This window comes from uncultured Ruminococcus sp. (genome assembly GCF_937915125.1).
In the GTDB taxonomy this organism is placed as follows: Bacteria; Bacillota; Clostridia; order Oscillospirales; family Ruminococcaceae; genus Ruminococcus_C.
Genome location: NZ_CALDMP010000005.1, coordinates 46,175 through 62,605, shown reverse-complemented (window position 1 = coordinate 62,605; position 16,431 = coordinate 46,175). Strand labels below are relative to the sequence as shown.

General features: G+C 40.7%; 12 protein-coding genes and 1 tRNA gene. 8 read left to right on the top strand and 5 right to left on the bottom strand.

Annotated elements, in window-relative coordinates; translation table 11 throughout:
* Positions 1-425 precede the first annotated feature (425 nt).
* The 3 genes from Q0418_RS00565 to Q0418_RS00555 all read left to right on the top strand — a co-directional run bounded on the left by Q0418_RS00565 (position 426) and on the right by Q0418_RS00555 (position 2,468).
* Positions 426-995, top strand: coding sequence for a hypothetical protein (locus Q0418_RS00565; RefSeq protein WP_298481593.1), 570 nt, complete (start codon positions 426-428; stop codon positions 993-995).
* Between the two features lie 103 nt (positions 996-1,098).
* Positions 1,099-1,374, top strand: coding sequence for a PQ-loop repeat-containing protein (locus Q0418_RS00560; protein ID WP_298481592.1), 276 nt, complete (start codon positions 1,099-1,101; stop codon positions 1,372-1,374).
* Between the two features lie 917 nt (positions 1,375-2,291).
* Positions 2,292-2,468, top strand: coding sequence for a hypothetical protein (locus Q0418_RS00555; RefSeq protein ID WP_298481591.1), 177 nt, complete (start codon positions 2,292-2,294; stop codon positions 2,466-2,468).
* Between the two features lie 220 nt (positions 2,469-2,688).
* Here the strand turns inward: Q0418_RS00555 and Q0418_RS00550 are convergent, their stop codons facing one another.
* From Q0418_RS00550 to Q0418_RS00540, 3 genes are all read right to left on the bottom strand, one after another.
* The gene (locus tag Q0418_RS00550; protein WP_298481590.1) at positions 2,689-4,494 is read right to left on the bottom strand and encodes a diguanylate cyclase; all 1,806 of its coding nucleotides are present in this window, start codon (positions 4,492-4,494) and stop codon (positions 2,689-2,691) included.
* A 334-nt stretch (positions 4,495-4,828) separates the two neighbouring features.
* On the bottom strand, positions 4,829-5,923 hold the full coding sequence (gene ychF, locus Q0418_RS00545) for a redox-regulated ATPase YchF (RefSeq protein WP_298481589.1): 1,095 nt from the start codon (positions 5,921-5,923) through the stop codon (positions 4,829-4,831).
* A gap of 346 nt (positions 5,924-6,269) precedes the next feature.
* A complete protein-coding gene (locus Q0418_RS00540) occupies positions 6,270-6,854 on the bottom strand; it encodes a helix-turn-helix domain-containing protein (protein ID WP_298481588.1) in 585 nt (194 codons plus the stop codon).
* A 409-nt stretch (positions 6,855-7,263) separates the two neighbouring features.
* Here Q0418_RS00540 and Q0418_RS00535 point away from each other — a divergent pair.
* A tRNA-Leu gene (locus Q0418_RS00535) sits at positions 7,264-7,348 on the top strand.
* Between the two features lie 37 nt (positions 7,349-7,385).
* Here Q0418_RS00535 and Q0418_RS00530 read toward each other — a convergent pair.
* Together Q0418_RS00530 and Q0418_RS00525 are read right to left on the bottom strand one after the other, a co-directional pair.
* On the bottom strand, positions 7,386-8,945 hold the full coding sequence (locus tag Q0418_RS00530) for a recombinase family protein (RefSeq protein ID WP_298481587.1): 1,560 nt from the start codon (positions 8,943-8,945) through the stop codon (positions 7,386-7,388).
* A gap of 765 nt (positions 8,946-9,710) precedes the next feature.
* Positions 9,711-10,745, bottom strand: coding sequence for an AAA family ATPase (locus tag Q0418_RS00525; RefSeq protein WP_298481586.1), 1,035 nt, complete (start codon positions 10,743-10,745; stop codon positions 9,711-9,713).
* 380 nt (positions 10,746-11,125) lie between these two features.
* Here Q0418_RS00525 and Q0418_RS00520 point away from each other — a divergent pair, with 380 nt between their 5' ends.
* The 4 genes from Q0418_RS00520 (at position 11,126) to Q0418_RS00505 (ending at position 16,420) form a co-directional block, all read left to right on the top strand.
* Complete coding sequence (locus tag Q0418_RS00520) at positions 11,126-11,656, top strand: RNA polymerase sigma factor (RefSeq protein WP_298481585.1); 531 nt, start codon at positions 11,126-11,128, stop codon at positions 11,654-11,656.
* A gap of 1 nt (position 11,657) precedes the next feature.
* Positions 11,658-12,323 carry a DUF4367 domain-containing protein gene (locus tag Q0418_RS00515; RefSeq protein ID WP_298481584.1) on the top strand — a complete coding sequence of 222 codons (666 nt, stop codon included), beginning with the start codon at positions 11,658-11,660 and terminating at the stop codon, positions 12,321-12,323.
* Positions 12,324-12,440: 117 nt separating this feature from the next.
* A complete protein-coding gene (locus tag Q0418_RS00510) occupies positions 12,441-12,848 on the top strand; it encodes a hypothetical protein (protein WP_298481583.1) in 408 nt (135 codons plus the stop codon).
* 14 nt (positions 12,849-12,862) lie between these two features.
* On the top strand, positions 12,863-16,420 hold the full coding sequence (locus Q0418_RS00505) for an RHS repeat-associated core domain-containing protein (protein WP_298481582.1): 3,558 nt from the start codon (positions 12,863-12,865) through the stop codon (positions 16,418-16,420).
* Positions 16,421-16,431: the final 11 nt, after the last annotated feature.

Below are 16,431 nucleotides of genomic sequence, written 5' to 3'. Positions count from 1 at the left end.
ATTCACTGCGCTTTTTGTTTCATCTGACGAAAAATCTGACGGCGCATCTGACGCTCAATCTTTGTGCGGTATTGCCCTAGATCGCAGTCACAAGTATTTTGAAAAAAATAAGTACATGAAATGTACCGCCGTCAGACGCTTTTGTTATGTATATTCGTTTATGTTAATTCGCTCTAAATTTATTTCAACGGTGAAAAGGGTTTTGTGCAATGTCATTGTTCCCATAATATATAACCTATGTAATGCCAAGAATCACATATGAATTTTTGTAAATCCCCCACTATTCTATAGGCTATAAACTATGATTTTGTACGAAATTATATATTGGACAAATGAATCCAGCGGTGCTATAATAAAGTCAATGACACAAGAAATGTGTGTCAGATGCAGTGCCGTTATGGCAGTCCAAATTGGAGGGATTTATTATGTATTCACAAAAAAAGCTGGATGTTATCTCAGAATACGAAGCATTAAACGAGGTGGCTGAACCGGGAGGCGTTGTATTGTTCGGTTCTACGGAAGCATCGCGAATTCCGTTGAACGAGTTGACTCAGGATTATGGCATTGATGTGCCAATCTACAACCGCAGCATTCCGGGGCTGACAATTGAAGAAGCGGAGCATGACATTGCATCCTGCATCACGCCTTTGAGACCCAAAGCAATTCTGCTGCATTTCGGAGAAGAGGAGCTTCTGTCCAGTGCAAAAACAGTGGAGGACATGATGGAATCCTATCGCTGGCTGCTTTACCAACTGCACACTGCACTGCCAAAGAGCCGTCTTATCCTGGTTTCAGTCAATGAACAGACACCAGAAGCGAAACGGTACAATCGTGCGCTCAAATCTCTTGCAGCGGAATATGGCTGTGAATTCACCGATGGCCCCAGCGGAAAATTGGATGGCACATATGCTCTTCGATTTTTTCACACACTTCGTTCGTTTTTGTTTGACAGAAATATGACGCTGGCAGATGCTCTGCGGTATTATCCGGCGTGATGAAAAAAATAACGGTAAAGTGAGAAAATGTGAGGATAATAAGATAACCATGAGTGAAATATTAGAAACGGTAATGCTAATCTGTTTTGGATGCAGCTGGCCCATGAATCTGGTGAAAAACTACAAATGCAGAAGTGCAAAAGGAATGAGCCTGCCATTTATCCTCTTACTGATCATCGGTTATATTGCAGGTACAGCAGCAAAGATAATTTCTGGCAGCATCAACTATGTACTAGTCGTCTATCTTCTCAACCTGATTATGGTGACGCTGAATCTTGCAGTCTATTTCCGCAACCGCGCCCTTGACCGCAAGGCTGAATTGTGTGATGGCAGCCAGCCCAGTGAAGTAATCTATTCCAAGCTGATCAGGCATGCATAAACTAGAGTGTGTTCACATAAAACAAATAAGCGGATTTTTGAGCATAAATTTTGCGCAAACAAGTCAAAAATCACAGGCAGGCTGTCGCCCGGCAAGGGCGGGCAACACAGAGTGACGAAATGACAGCGGCAAATTCTTCAACAGGTTGATATAGGACTAGTATTAAGGCAGTATGCGTGAGATTTTGCCGAAAAGACGCTAGTTCGGATTTATGTGAACACGCTTTAGAAACATTTGCAGCAAATGTCAAAAAATACGTTTGCACCTCTCTTTTCATTTCGTTGGCATTGGCTCTCAAGAGAAGGACATTCTTGCAGAGTGTTAAGCAAACACCAATTCAATCACGTCTGCGGTTTGGCACGCATCTTGCTTGCACTTGTACCCTATGGGTATATTTTCCGTCATATCGCATAGAAATCTCTTGACATACGCCAGTATGCCTGCGAAATTTCATTGCAATATGGCGAAAAATCTGACGCAGTTTATGCTCGTAGAGTACAATCTGCGCACCAGATTGAATCAGTGTTTCCTTAGAATAAAAATACACATATTTTATGTGAGTACGCTCTGACATTTTATTCCTTTCTCTCAATGTCAACGAAACTGATTGATATTATAGCAGCGCCCTGTACAGGTATGTACTGGGCGCTGCATTTTTCAAAAACAAATATCATGGGCAATACTGCACAAAGATTGTGCGTCAGATGTACTCTACGAGCATAAACTTTGTCAGATTTTTCGTCAGATGAAACAAAAAGCGCAGTGAATACTTTGTGTATTCACGAGCATTTTTGTGAAATATGACGGAAAAGATGCAAGCATATGACGTGCAAAGCCGGAAGGCGCTCTTTGTGCGGTGTTGCCCGTGAACAGAATCCCCATGGCTGCATATGATGCAGTGAAAGGGGATGAAACACATGAAAGAGAAAAACGCAAACTGCGTTGAGCTGAACATCTACGTGGAGTGTGACAAGTGCTCCCACGATGAGCCGGTTGTTGCTGAATGCGCAGAAAAACACAAAGAGAATGAAACCTGCGTCAAGATAAACGTATTCGTAGAATGCGATAAGAAAAAATGCAAATATGCACTGTAACAATATATGGCGTGATCCCGGCATGACTGGCTTTATGCCGTAAAAACGTAAGGCAGCACCGTGCAACGCCGCTAGGCGCTCTTTGTGCGGTATTGCCTTAGCTGTATCGGAAATCGCGCAAAGCGGGCATCGTCCCTGCAAATCACCGTAAATTGTGTGACTTTTGCAGAGGCAATGCCCGCTTCGTTTGCTGTTCATTATGCGGTGTAGCCTTATCCAGTTACATCACGTTAACCCTGTTTTTCCCTGTTTTTTTCGCCTGATACAGGGCAGAATCGACACGGATACACAATGCATCCAGATCCTCGTCATCCTTCGCCTGGGTTACACCGAGACTGACTGTCTGATTGGTCGCCGCCGGAAATGCCGTATCTGCAAAGCACTTACGGATCATCTCAGCAATGGAAACCGCCTGTTTGCTGTCACAGCCCGGCAGGAGCACCATAAATTCCTCGCCGCCCCATCTGCCAGAACATGCGCCCGGAGCATATTTTTCAATGTCGCTGCGCAGTATCTTGGAAAGAGCAATAATCACAGTGTCTCCAACCTGATGACCATATGTATCATTGACACGCTTGAAATTGTCAATATCAAGCATGATCAGCGAAAAAGTATTTTCAGAAATATGAGAAAGACAATATGTGATGCGCTTCTGGATCTCAGAACGGTTGTACAGATTGGTCAGCCCGTCATAGATTGCCGCAAGCTCAAGCTTGTGATTGACCACCTCAAGCTCATAGTTAACCGTTTCCAGCTTGCGGTTCATTTCCTCCAGTTCTGCTGCTGCCGCACCAATAAATGTTGCAAGGCGTGTGACAACCGGCACCTTTTCTGATTTCAAAAGACTTTCCACTGTGCTACTGTCAGGCTCCGCCGTGCAGACCGGCTCTCCCTCACGCATTGCCCCGATGACAAGTGTGACATTATGCTGATTCAGACAACCATTGGAACGCAGGAATTCACCGTGAGTAAAAAAGCCGGATGTAGGCGCAATGGACTTGAAGGGCTGAAGCTCTTTGATCGTCTCAGTATCTGAATTCCAGAAAGTACGCCTTGCGGCACAGGAAAATATATGCAGTACATCCGGAAGAAAGTCACGGATCTTCTGGCTGTCTGCCTGCACAATGTCCAGAATTGTACAGGGATTGCCATACGCAATGCGTGTGACAGAACCAGTCTCAATATCAGAAGTCATAGTCAGCGAGCCATCCGCATTGCTGGTCAAAGGCGTCCGCAGGATGGTGATACCGTTATGCTCATAAAAAAGCGGAAATTCCAGAGTATTATAAAAGAAATGCTCATCATTCTTGATATTCAGATAGTTGCGGTAAGCATCATAGGCTGGCTTTCCATCAAGCTCATACAGAATACTGCCCTCTGCCTTTGTCACATAGAATTTTCTCCCCAGAGGTTTCCAGCCGGTAACGTACATGGAATCCACATAAAACTCTTCGCCGCCGTAAAGAAGAAACACAATGGATCTGTCAGAACATTCCCCAGCTTTAGAAAAAACAAAGGATGCTGAACTGGTGATATCATCACTACAGGCAACGCCGCCGAAAACCTGAATATCCGGCCGCAGGTCTTTCAATCCATCGCAAAAACCAGAGGTGGATATTTCAGGGATCGTCACATACATTTCAATGGCTTTTACCCATGGATTCTCTTCCGCTTCTTTCAACAGACTGCTGACCACATTGTCCACCGTTTCGGCAGCAAAATCAAACTGAAGAAGCTTGACCTTGGTAGACGGCTTTTCAAATACCGTACAGATGATCACAATACTGGAAGACGAAAATTGGCCGTTGAGTATATTGCCGTTTGCAGAACAGCCGACATACAGGGCGTCGGGCATCTCCTGTTCGATCACACTGCTCAGTTTTTCCATTTTTCCATAGTCCAGCAGTTCGGAATAGATCTGAAACACAATCGCCGTCTGCGAAGTGATCTCATGCCGCTGTTTCAGTCGGATCAGCTCTTCCCGAAATGCCGCTGCATTAGAATATTCAAACTGAAATTGTTTCATTTTCAACTCCTTGTCATAATTATTCTTATAAATGTCAACATCGGAGCATATTCATATAAAATATTTCATATATGCTCCACTACGTGCTCTAATACGCATCATAATTACACCATAATTCAGATAGAAAATCAATACTTTTTCAAAAAATAAAAGCAACACCGCACAAAGAATGCCTGACGGCTTTGCACGGTGTTGCTTAAAGGGCACCTCTAAAATCCCGTTCACCCGTCATCTGCGGCACATCTGACGAATTCGGGGTATTTAGAGATGCCCTTAACTTTATCTACTCTTTTGGATTTCAATCCATCCGGAAATACCTTTTTGTAGTATGCCCTTATACATTAAACCGGAACAGTACAATATCGCCGTCCTGCATGACATACTCTTTTCCTTCCAGGCGAACCAATCCCTTTTCCTTTGCAGCGGTCATAGAACCGCATGCCATCAGGTCGTCATAGGAGACAACTTCGGCACGGATGAAACCCTTTTCGAAGTCTGTGTGGATCTTTCCGGCAGCCTGGGGTGCACGAGTACCCTTTGTGATGGTCCAGGCACGAACCTCCTGCTTTCCAGCAGTCAGATAGGAGATCAGTCCCAGCAGTGCATAGCCCTCACGGATGATCCGGTTCAGACCCGATTCCTCCAGCCCCAGATCTTCCAGGAACATCGCTTTGTCATCCGGTTCCATGTCGGCGATCTCTGCCTCCATTCTGGCGCAGATGGGAAGTACGGCGGCGTGTTCCTCCTGGGCGATCTTGCAGACAGTCTGATAATGCTCGTTGGTGTCAATGTTATTGCGGAAATCTTCCTCACTCATATTCGCCGCATAGATCACCGGCTTTGCAGACAGCAGGGGCATGTCATGCATCCAGGCAAGCTCATCCTCGGTGAAGTCGAAGCCGCGGGCAGATTTGCCCTCTTCCAGATGTGCCTGGAGCCGTTCCAGAAAGTCCACCTGTGCCTGTAATTTCTTGTCACCTTTCAATGCCTTTTTGGTGCGGTCGATCCGGCGTGCCACCATTTCCATGTCGGAAAAGATCAGTTCCAGATTGATGGTTTCGATATCCGAAGCCGGGTTGATCCTGCCGTCTACGTGGATAATATTCTCATCCTCAAAGCAGCGTACCACATGAACAATGGCGTCTACTTCACGGATATCGCCCAGGAATTTGTTGCCCAGACCTTCGCCCTTGGACGCACCCTTTACCAGACCGGCAATATCCACGAATTCCAGTGTTGCAGGCGTGAACTTGTCCGGATCGTACATCTCTGCCAACTTGTCCAGACGTGAGTCCGGTACGGAGACGATACCTACATTTTTTTCAATGGTACAGAAAGGGTAGTTTGCCGATTCTGCGCCTGCATTTGTCAATGCGTTAAAGAGCGTGCTTTTTCCCACGTTGGGAAGCCCGACCATACCTAATTTCATTGCAGTTTCCATCCTTTTTTGCTGTAATTCTCCGGCATTCTGCCGAAATACACTATTTTATAGTATAGCATAGGCATCGGGGATTGTCAAGTTTTATGCAAAATAACTTATAGCCGATTTCACCGGATTTGTCAAGGCAATACCGCACAAAGATTGTGCGTCAGATGCGCCGTCAGATTTTTCGTCAGATGAAACAAAAAGCGCAGTGAATACTTTGTGTATTCACGAGCATTTTTGTGAAATATGACGGAAAAGATGCAAGCATATGACGTGCAAAGCCGTCAGGCGCTCTTTGTGCGGTGTTGCCTCAAGTGCATTTCCAGCAATTTTTTCGGCAAGGCACCATTTACACACGCACCCGGAAAAATCCGTGCTGGTTACAATAGGCATAGATCCAACCGTGTCCTCGCATTGGGAGACATACTTCCGGGTTTTGTTCCGGGTAGAGCTTTGTCAGAATGACCCGGTCGGATGTGACGCAAGCGAAAAAGGAGATGTAGTGTGTTTTTGTCATGGGATGTGCCATGCGCACATAGCGTTCGCCGTCCACGAGTTCTAGGTGCATAACATGTTCTTCGTCCGGTTCCTCCGGCTGAAGCGGCGGAAGAGTGATACCGCAGCAGCTGAAAGCCCCTTCGCCTGCGGCATAAATCACGTTGCCGCAGACCGGACACACATAAAATTGTGTATGCAGCATATTGGCGCTCCGGTTGGTGTTGGTAATATAGTCACCCGATAGAAGTTCGGCAACAGATACGCCCAGCGCCTTTGCCAGAGGTTCCAGCAGGGTAATGTCCGGGAGACCCTTTCCGGTTTCCCATTTGGAGATGGTCTTGTGACTGACAAAGAGCTGTTCTGCCAGCTGCCGCTGGGTAAATCCACGCTTTTCCCGCAGTGTCTGAATAGTCTGACCAGTGACATAACGATTCATATGATTTTCCTCCTGTTTGAGAATTACTGAGAAAGCTTTCTGTATTCAGTATAACAGAACATTTCCAGTTTGGCAACCTGCGTTCCGTAGACATGGCAACAGCTATTTCTGAATGAACCAATAAAATTTGTATTTTGCTTCCTTGACAAAATGCAAAAAATATGCTATACTGAAAAGCGTCCCAGACAACGATGCGGATGTGGTGAAACTGGCAGACACGATAGATTTTGGTTGTGACACTTCAGTGCATTTATTTCCTGTGACTGTCCGCAGGTGAAATCTGACAGGCAATTTAATATGTGCGGGTGTGGTGAAACTGGCAGACACGTTAGATTTTGGTTGCGACACTTCAGTGCATTTATTCCCTGTGACTGTCCGCAGGTGAAATCTGACAGGCAATTTAATATGTGCGGGTGTGGTGAAACTGGCAGACACGTTAGATTTAGGTTCTAATGCCGAAAGGTGTGCAGGTTCAAGTCCTGTCACCCGTACCAATACAAAACGGATTCCCATTTACGGAATCCGTTATTTTTATCCAATCACTTTTTCATCAAAATCCCCATTAAATTCAAGCCGCACATCAATACTCTTATCTTCATTCTGATGAATAAGTACCTTTTCAATTAGTAACCTTAAATCAGCATCTGTAATTTTAGGTTCTTTCAACACTTCTTCAAGCAGCTGTTGAGTACTTTTCAGCTGCTCTTTCTTTTTCCGGCTGACCTCGGAATAATTCAGAATATCAGCAATTTTCTGTTCAAGACAGTCTATTTCTTCTTCACGTTTCTTTATCATGCCATTGTAAATTTCAGCGTGTTCACGGTCACCGATTCTCTCCATAATCAGATTCTCAATCTGATTTTTCAGTACAGATATTTTATCCTTGTGCTGAGATATTCTCTGCTCACACCTCGGCTTTTCTTTCAGCCAGTCCTTAATAATTTTATCGTACTTTTCACTTTCGTACAGTATCTTATTTTTCAGCCTCAGAACTTCACCAGTTACAATTTCATCAAGCTGTTCTTCACGGATTCTATGAGGAGTACAGTATTCTTTTCCGTATCTGTGGTGACTGTTACAGGTGTACTCCACCCATTCTGTTCCGTCAGAATATTTTCTCCTTTTGGCTATCAGAATTGCTCCGCATTCTGCACATTTTATCATGCCGCAGTATCTATGTATCTTCCTGCCGTCAGCCGCCCTTACATTAGATTTCGGACGCTGTTCAAGCAATATCTGTGCCTTATCCCACACATTCATATCAATTATCGGCGGCAGAAAGTTTTCATGCCTGTACTGTTCATTATCCGGAACAAAGCTTCTGGTCTTGTAAATTTTGCTCGTAACAGTTTTGTGATTCACAAGCGTTCCTGTGTAAATTTCATTCTGAAGCAGCCGTTTGACCGTCGTCTGAGTCCATAGAAATTTCTGACACATCTGTGTTCGCTGTGCTCCTGTTTTTCTGTGTGAAAAGTACTCCGGTGACTTTATGTTTCGGCTGTTTAACTCCCTTGCTATGGTAGTAAGACCGTAACCGTCGATATATTTCTGAAAAATCTCCCGAATAATGTCGGCTGCAATCTCGTCAATCAGAACTTCGTTTGTGTTTTTGTCCTTGTAATATCCCATCGGAAGATTTACAACCATGCCGTTCTTCTGCTTTTGACGCACCCCTGCCCTGACTTTTTTGCTTATGTCTTTCGCATAAAAATCATTGAAAATCTGCTTGAATCCTATCAGCAAATCGTCGTTTTCATTTGCTGTGTCAATGCCCTCAGTCACAGAAATCACCTTGACATTGTTCTCTCTGAGGTGATCTATGAACAACGCAGTCTGTGTTCTGTGTCTGCCCAGACGGGACAAATCTTTTACCAGCACAGCATCTATTCTGTTTTCATCCACCGCAAGTTCAAGTTCCCCAAGACCTTTTCTTTGAAACGTCATGCCTGAAACGTTGTCATCAAAGCTTTCACCGACAATTTCATGACCGTTCTGTTCTGCGTAGTCGGCAAGTATCTGCCGCTGATTTTGAAGACTGTTCATTTCCTCATCTTCATCTCTGGACAGGCGATAGTATAGCCATACCTTCATTTTTTTACCTCCTCTGGCAGTCGCATCACCCTTTCGGGTGTTACGACACACCATACCACATTACTGCTCACAAGTCCAGACCTACGGTTTGAATTCTACCTTACCAATAAAGGATAGGTAATTTTTTATCAGTCCTTCTACGAATTTATCGAATAACTTTTTGTTGCCGTTGTAAGTGACAATAACTGAATTAATTTTAGGTATCTCTCTTTGCCTTGACATTTCTTTATCGCCCTCCATGACATCCTTGCGTTCGTTTTACTTGTGAAAATTAAATTGAGCATTTCAATATTTCATTTCTATCTCAAATTTTTATAAATTCGGCACAACTCCTTAAAATTTGCAGATTCTATGCGGTTTTCTAAGCTTACAACTCCTATATTTCTAATCTTTCGATTCTACAACCCCTTTGTGGAAACTTCTCAAACCTCGCAGAATTGCAGTCGGCTTTGCCGTCTGCTGTGAATGCAACCCCGTTGCTTTAACTTGCAAGTGCGTGACCGGTCGGTGACCCGACTGGACATTTTGAAATATTTCAAAACTTAAATTTGCAGCTGAATTCTCGCAAGGAATAATGCGCGATGTTTTGTATCGTTTTTCTGCAAAGTAAACCGCGAAATTGCCCTGTGCGGGCACGCACTCGATAACTTCTACGACTGAAAACCGGAGGGCACAAATCGCCTTGTTTTGCCCTGATTCAGGCGTGACAGTAACTTTTGCGTGACAGAAGAAATATTTTTACTGACACGCCCTCAGACAACGCTGTTACGGACTTTGCGAACTTTCCGTGACAGTAACTGCGACAGTTATTTTACTGTCACTACTGTCACGCTCACGGTCATAGTGAAGAATAATTTTACGTCCACCGTGAACACGTCTGTACTGAAAATCAACACCATACTTTTTAAGTGTGTAACCATTCTGAACAAGTTCACGGGTAACTCGATTAGCAAAAAATTCTTCATCGCTAAAAAACTTTAGCTGCTCTACCAATTCAGTAGCCGAGCCTTCAAAATGAATTTTCACTTTTATGAACAAGTAAACAGCAGCAAGAAAAATGCTTTCATTGCTTTTATGAACAACAGGTTCATCAGTTACAATCCACTTTTTCAGTTCTGAATCAAACTGCAAATTGATTTCAGCATTTTCAATGTCACGTCCAACGCAATGCAGAACAGCTTTCCGACTTCCACGCTTTGTTTCAATCAGCACCATACTTCCGTCAACACAACCACTGATACCGGTTGAACCTGAAATCATATTGAACGGATCTTTGTCGGAACACTTTCTGGTATGATGCACAAGTACAATTGCAATTTCAAGTCTGTCAGCAAGTGATTTCAGAACAGACAGTTCCTTGTAATCTGAACCGTATGATGATTCGTTTTCACTTCGCACCATTTGGAGAGTATCAACAAACACTATTTTCAAGTCAATATGTTCTGATTTGAACTTTTCTATCTGCACCTCCAGTCCGTCACCGATTGAATCCGCCATAACTGCAAAGTACAGATTGTCAGCAGGCTCATCTGTAATTTCATAAAGACGATTTTGTATTCTTGCAAAGCTGTCCTCTAAACATAAATACAATGCAGTACTGCACAGAGTTTCGTGTCCTATGACTTTTTCTCCTTTTGCTATACTCAGACATATATCAAGTGCTAACCACGACTTCCCGACCTTCGGTGCTCCGGCAAGTATATACAAGCCCTGTGCAATCAATCCCTCAACAACGAATTCAATCGGTTTGTACACCGTTGTCATGATTTCTTCACAAGACTTTGAATCAAGCTTTTTCATTCTGTCATACCTCCTTACCAGATTTAAGAGTGCAAACAAAAAAGCCTGCAAAGACTCTTAAATCTTTGCAGACTATGTTTCCAATTCTATGGTATATCATCCTAACGCTCTTGTCAATAGTTTCTGATAAGAATATCCGTTTTGCACATGAAACAGACTATGTGTCAGCTTTGTTTTTTGTGCAGTTAAAACATGTCAGGGTGAGATGGGGTATGTCAATTGCTTTGAATAATTTATGACCGAAACTATTTAAATATTAATACTCACAATGATATTATAAATCTACATATGCTTATTGAATAATTGTTCAAAATGTATTATAATAACAAACAGTAAATATTTACCATTGAGATTTATAATTTTCGAAAAAGGAGAAATATATGCTAAATTTTTACTTGACTATACTTAACACCGATGAAGATAAAAGTAAATTTCAAGATCTTTACATAAAATACAGGCAGGATATGTATGCAGTTGCATATAGCATATTACATAACTGTGAAGATGCAGAAGATGCTGTTCATGAGGCTTTTGTTTCTATTGCTAATAACTTTGAAAAAATAAATCAGATAGCATGTCAGGAAATCAAGTATTATTTTGTTATTATAGTTAGAAATACTTCAATCACTCTATACAACAGTAATAAAAGGAGAAATAAATATTGTGAAGAACTTGATGATTTTAAGACACCAGTTGATGCAAATGTATTTGAAAAGTTCGATTATCAGTTATTGGTTGAAAAGATATCGGAGCTGCCGGTAATATACAGAGACATTATTTATTTGTATTATTATGAAGAGTTGACAGCAAAACAAATTTCAAAGATTTTGAAAATTTCTCCTGAAACCGTATGGAAAAGAGCAGAAAGAGCAAAAAAATTATTAAAAGAAATATTGGAAAAAGGTGAATAGCATGCAAAATGAAAAGTTTAGAAATGCCATACATGAGGCAATGGAAAGAGATTATAGAAATTTAACAAAAACATCTGAAAAGCATGTTTTTTCAGATAAGTTTGAAAAGAAAATGCATAAACTCATACAGCGCAGGAACAAACCATATTACAGAATAATCAATTCTTCTGCTAAACGTGCTGCATGTATAGCTGCAGGTATAATCATTGTATCCTCTGCAACAATTATGAGCGTAGACGCACTCAGAAACGCTGTTATTAATTTTATTGTAAGAACGTTTGAAAAATTTTCAATTGTTCAGACAGTGGATGATGGCAATGCTCCTGAAATTATAGAAGAAAAATATGAAATAACTTATGATTTAAACGATTATACTATTGACTATCATGAGTATAATGAAACATTCAGAAATACAGTTTATGTTAATGACAACTATGTAATTGATTTTTCCCAATATACCAAATCAGCATATGATTTACTTATAAATACGGAAAACGCTGAAACAACAGCTATAGATATAAACGGAAAAGAAGCAGTTTATTTTTATGATAATCATAATTACTCCCATATAATTTGGGATATTGGTGATTATATTATTGATGTATCATCAAATATTAACAAAAGTGAACTGATAAAGATTGTAAATTCTGTGAAAAAGATAGAATAGGTACAAAAATTCAAATTTTATGTCAGGAAAACGCCTCTTGTTTTGTTATTTAGAGTAGAATGAGAAAATTGTAAATATTTTCTTGTCTATTCTAATTTAAAACAGGAGGTGAATTTTATGGCAAAGAAAATAATTGCGGCAATTGTAATGACCATTGTGGCAGTAGTTTGTTTAAGCAGTACAGTATTGGCACAAGAAGTATCTGTATATAATTTATACACTTCTTCATGCAGTTCAACACTTTCTGTTTCCGGAACTACTGCAAATTGCATAAGTCAAGCAACAGGTTACAGAAATGAAACGACTAAAATCGTTATCACTCAAACGTTGCAGAAAAAGACATCAACAGGTAGTTGGAGTCAAGTCAGCTGCTGGATTGAAACAGATGTCGGTTACAAAGGTTATGCGACAAACAGCAAGAGTAGTTTATCAAAAGGTACATATCGCTTAAAAACTGTTTTTAAGGTTTATGCAGGAGACAATTACGAAACGCTTACCAAATACAGTTCAACGAAAACAATTTAAAGAAGGAGAAATCAATGAAAAGGAAAACTTTTAGTAAAATCGTTTCATTTGCATTGATTGCCGCACTCTCGGTTAACATGGGTATGTCGGCATTTGCAGATGAAGCAAATTTCAATTCAAACAATACGGCTGCTGTTGAAATTCAACAGGGATTTGAGTTTGTTATTCAAACAGGCAATTTGTCAGTTCAATCAGCAAATCCTAACATTAACGGAGAAGTTCAGCAAACCGCTGAACTGTTGAATTTGAATGATGGTCTTATGCTCATGTTGAATTCCGATGCACAGTCAATCTCCAACGGTTATTTTGGTGGAACTGCTGTTGAAACGGAGTCTAATATTTACAGCAGCGATGTTTATTCTGCAAGCGGAAGTACAGTTAAAGTTAATCATACTGTTATCGCCGAGCAGAATATTTACTTGAGTGGAGAAGCAATTTATGGTGAAAACGCAATTCTTTATTCCAAGAACGGAGATATCTCAATCAATTGCAACAATCTGACTGATTTCAAAGGAATAATTTATGCTCCTAATGGTATTGTAACCTTAAATGGCGCAATGGTAAATATTGAAGGTGCAATTATTGCTAAAGAAATTTATGTTCAGGCAAACAATTTTACGGTCAATAAAAACGATTCAATTGCAGAATCCGTTGACAACATTGAATATACAAGAATTGACCAGTTAATGGGCTTGTATGCATATAAGGATGAAGATACTAAAGAAATTGTGCTGCAGTGGAGCAGTAATGAAAATATCAGTTCTGTTGATGTATATGCAAGATATGGAAGTGAAGCAGCATTTAATAAACTTGGTACAACTTCTGAAGAAGAGTACAGAATGTCAGCTGAATCATTAACAGATAAAGCTGATTATAAGGTTGTTGTACACACAAGATTTGGTGAAGAGATTCAATCTTTAGTGGCAACGCTTGTAAAGGATGCAGACGGAATTCATGCGGATACAACTGATTCAGACGGAGATGGCATTCCAGACGGTTACGAAATATGTATAGGTTCGGATCCTAATAATGCCGACACGGACGGTGATGGCTTTTCAGACGGTTATGAAATGAATGTTCTCTACACCGATCCGCTTGTGTATGACGAAGACACAGATTTTGACGGCGACGGTATTACCAACTTGCAGGAAATGGAACTCGGTACAAATCCATATCTTACAGACAGCGATTTTGATGGAATTCCTGACAATGAGGACGCAGAGCCGATGAAAACTGATCCTGATTCGGGACGTGAAGTAAATTATGATGTTCCTGTTCATACAAGCGAATTTGATCTTGTTACAAGATATGTGGACAACGATGGGAACAGATGCGAATCTGTGTATAACTATGTAAACGGGGAAAGCAAGTCTTCCACAATCGGCGATAATAAAGGCACCAATGTCTATGATAGTGATGACAATATTACTGCTGCAATTGAATATGTTGACGGACAGTATGTTGTAAATACATACGGATATGATGCCGGAAATCTCACCACCATTACGCACAATGGTTTTCAGTATGACTTTTCCTATGATGAGAGTGGTAATATAACGGATGTAGGCATTGGAAACAGAACCATTGTTACCAGCAACTATTCCGGAAAAAATCTCTTGTCAGAAAACTACGGAAACGGTGATAACAGCGAATACGTTTATGACACAAACGATGATGTTATCGCACAGAAGGTAAACGGTGAAGTTGTCTATGAGTGGACATATGATGAGAATGGAAATGTTCTGACATATACAGATAACAGTGAAAACACAAGTTTTTTCTATACATACGATGAAGACGGAAATACCACTTCCGTAACATCCGACAACGGATTCAGCATCAGTTATAATGAAACAGATGACGAGTGTGAAATAACATACATGAATGGTTCTATAAATAAAAGTCAGCACACTGTTTGTGAAGATAATGAGGAATCTGAATTCGAATCAGATGAAATTGTGGAATCAAGTTCAACTACGAATCTGATTTCCGGTGGCAAGTTGGTTTCAGTTGTTTCTGGTGAAAATACAGAGCAAAATACCATTTACTCTAACGAAAACTCCATCTTATCATCAGTCCGCACGAATACGGCAGAGGGCGTAAGTAAGATTGAGTATCAGGACGGTAAAACTATTCAATACAATTATGATTCAAAAGGCAAAATTTCGACAATTGTTGAAAACGATACAGAAAAAGCAAGTTATGAATATGACGGTTTAGGACAGCTTATCAGGGAAAACAGCGTATATGCTAATAAAACTGTTATGTATACATACGACAATGCCGGAAATATTTTAAAATCTGACGAATATGCATATACTAACGGTGAACTCGGTGAAGTCATTTTAACAAAAAATTACTCTTATGAAGATGCTGAATGGAGAGATCTTTTAACAAGCTTCAATGGTCAAAATATCACATATGATGAAATAGGAAACCCATTATCATATCGTGACGGAATGCAGTTTACATGGACGGGAAGACAGCTTTCCTCTTTACAAAAGAACGATAATGTGGTAAACTATACTTATAACAGCGATGGAATCAGAACCTCTAAAACTGTTAATGGTACTGAAACTACTTACCAACTTGATGGAACTAAAATTGTTTCAGAAACGACAAATGGAAATATTAATTGGTATATTTACGATGAAAATTATTCAATCATAGGATTTGAATACAATGATCAGACATACTACTTTGAAAAAAATGCTCAGGGCGACGTTGTAAGGATATTTGACGCAGACGGTAACTTTGTAAGCGAATACTTCTATGACGCATGGGGCAATATTGCTTCCGTTTCGGGCAATCAGGAAATTGCTAATGCAAATCCATTCCGCTATCGTGGATATTACTATGATAATGAAAGCGGTCTTTATTACCTACAGTCAAGGTATTATGACAGCTTTACGGGTAGATTTTTGAATGCGGATGAGATAATTTCTGATAGCAATATCTTGGGAACAAATCTCTTTGCTTATTGTAACAACAACGCGGTCAACATGGTTGACCCTGAAGGCAGTGATGGGACAATAATTATCATGGGAATCTATTTCCTTGCTTGTGCTATTATTACGATTTGTCTTACAGCTGTTTTGACATCTCCGTCATTTCTTAGTGCTTGGAACAGAATGTGTAATACAATTTCTGGAGGAATTTCAAGAGGAATGAGAAATCTTGGTGTTGCTTTTAGCTGGGCAAACTCACAGGCGCAATCTATAGCTCGGAGTATTGGTCTTAGTTTTGCAAGAGTTAAAACCAAACCAAGATATAGGTCCCCTCGTGAGGTACATCATATCGTAGCTAAAGCGGCTAAAAATGCAAATGGTGCAAGAACTGCGCTTAAAAATGTTGGAATTAAATACCAGACTGATTATCGAAATTTGGTTTCAATTAAGACCGGATTGCATCGTCGTTTACACACAAACCGATACTATGAATTTACAAATTCTGTTGTAATTAGTGCGTATAATAAAGGAAAAAATCAAGGGCAACGTTATCAAAAGGTGGTTCAAGCATTATCTACCCTAAAAGGATTTATACTAACGATGGATAAAGTTGCACCATTTTAATTTGAGAGGAG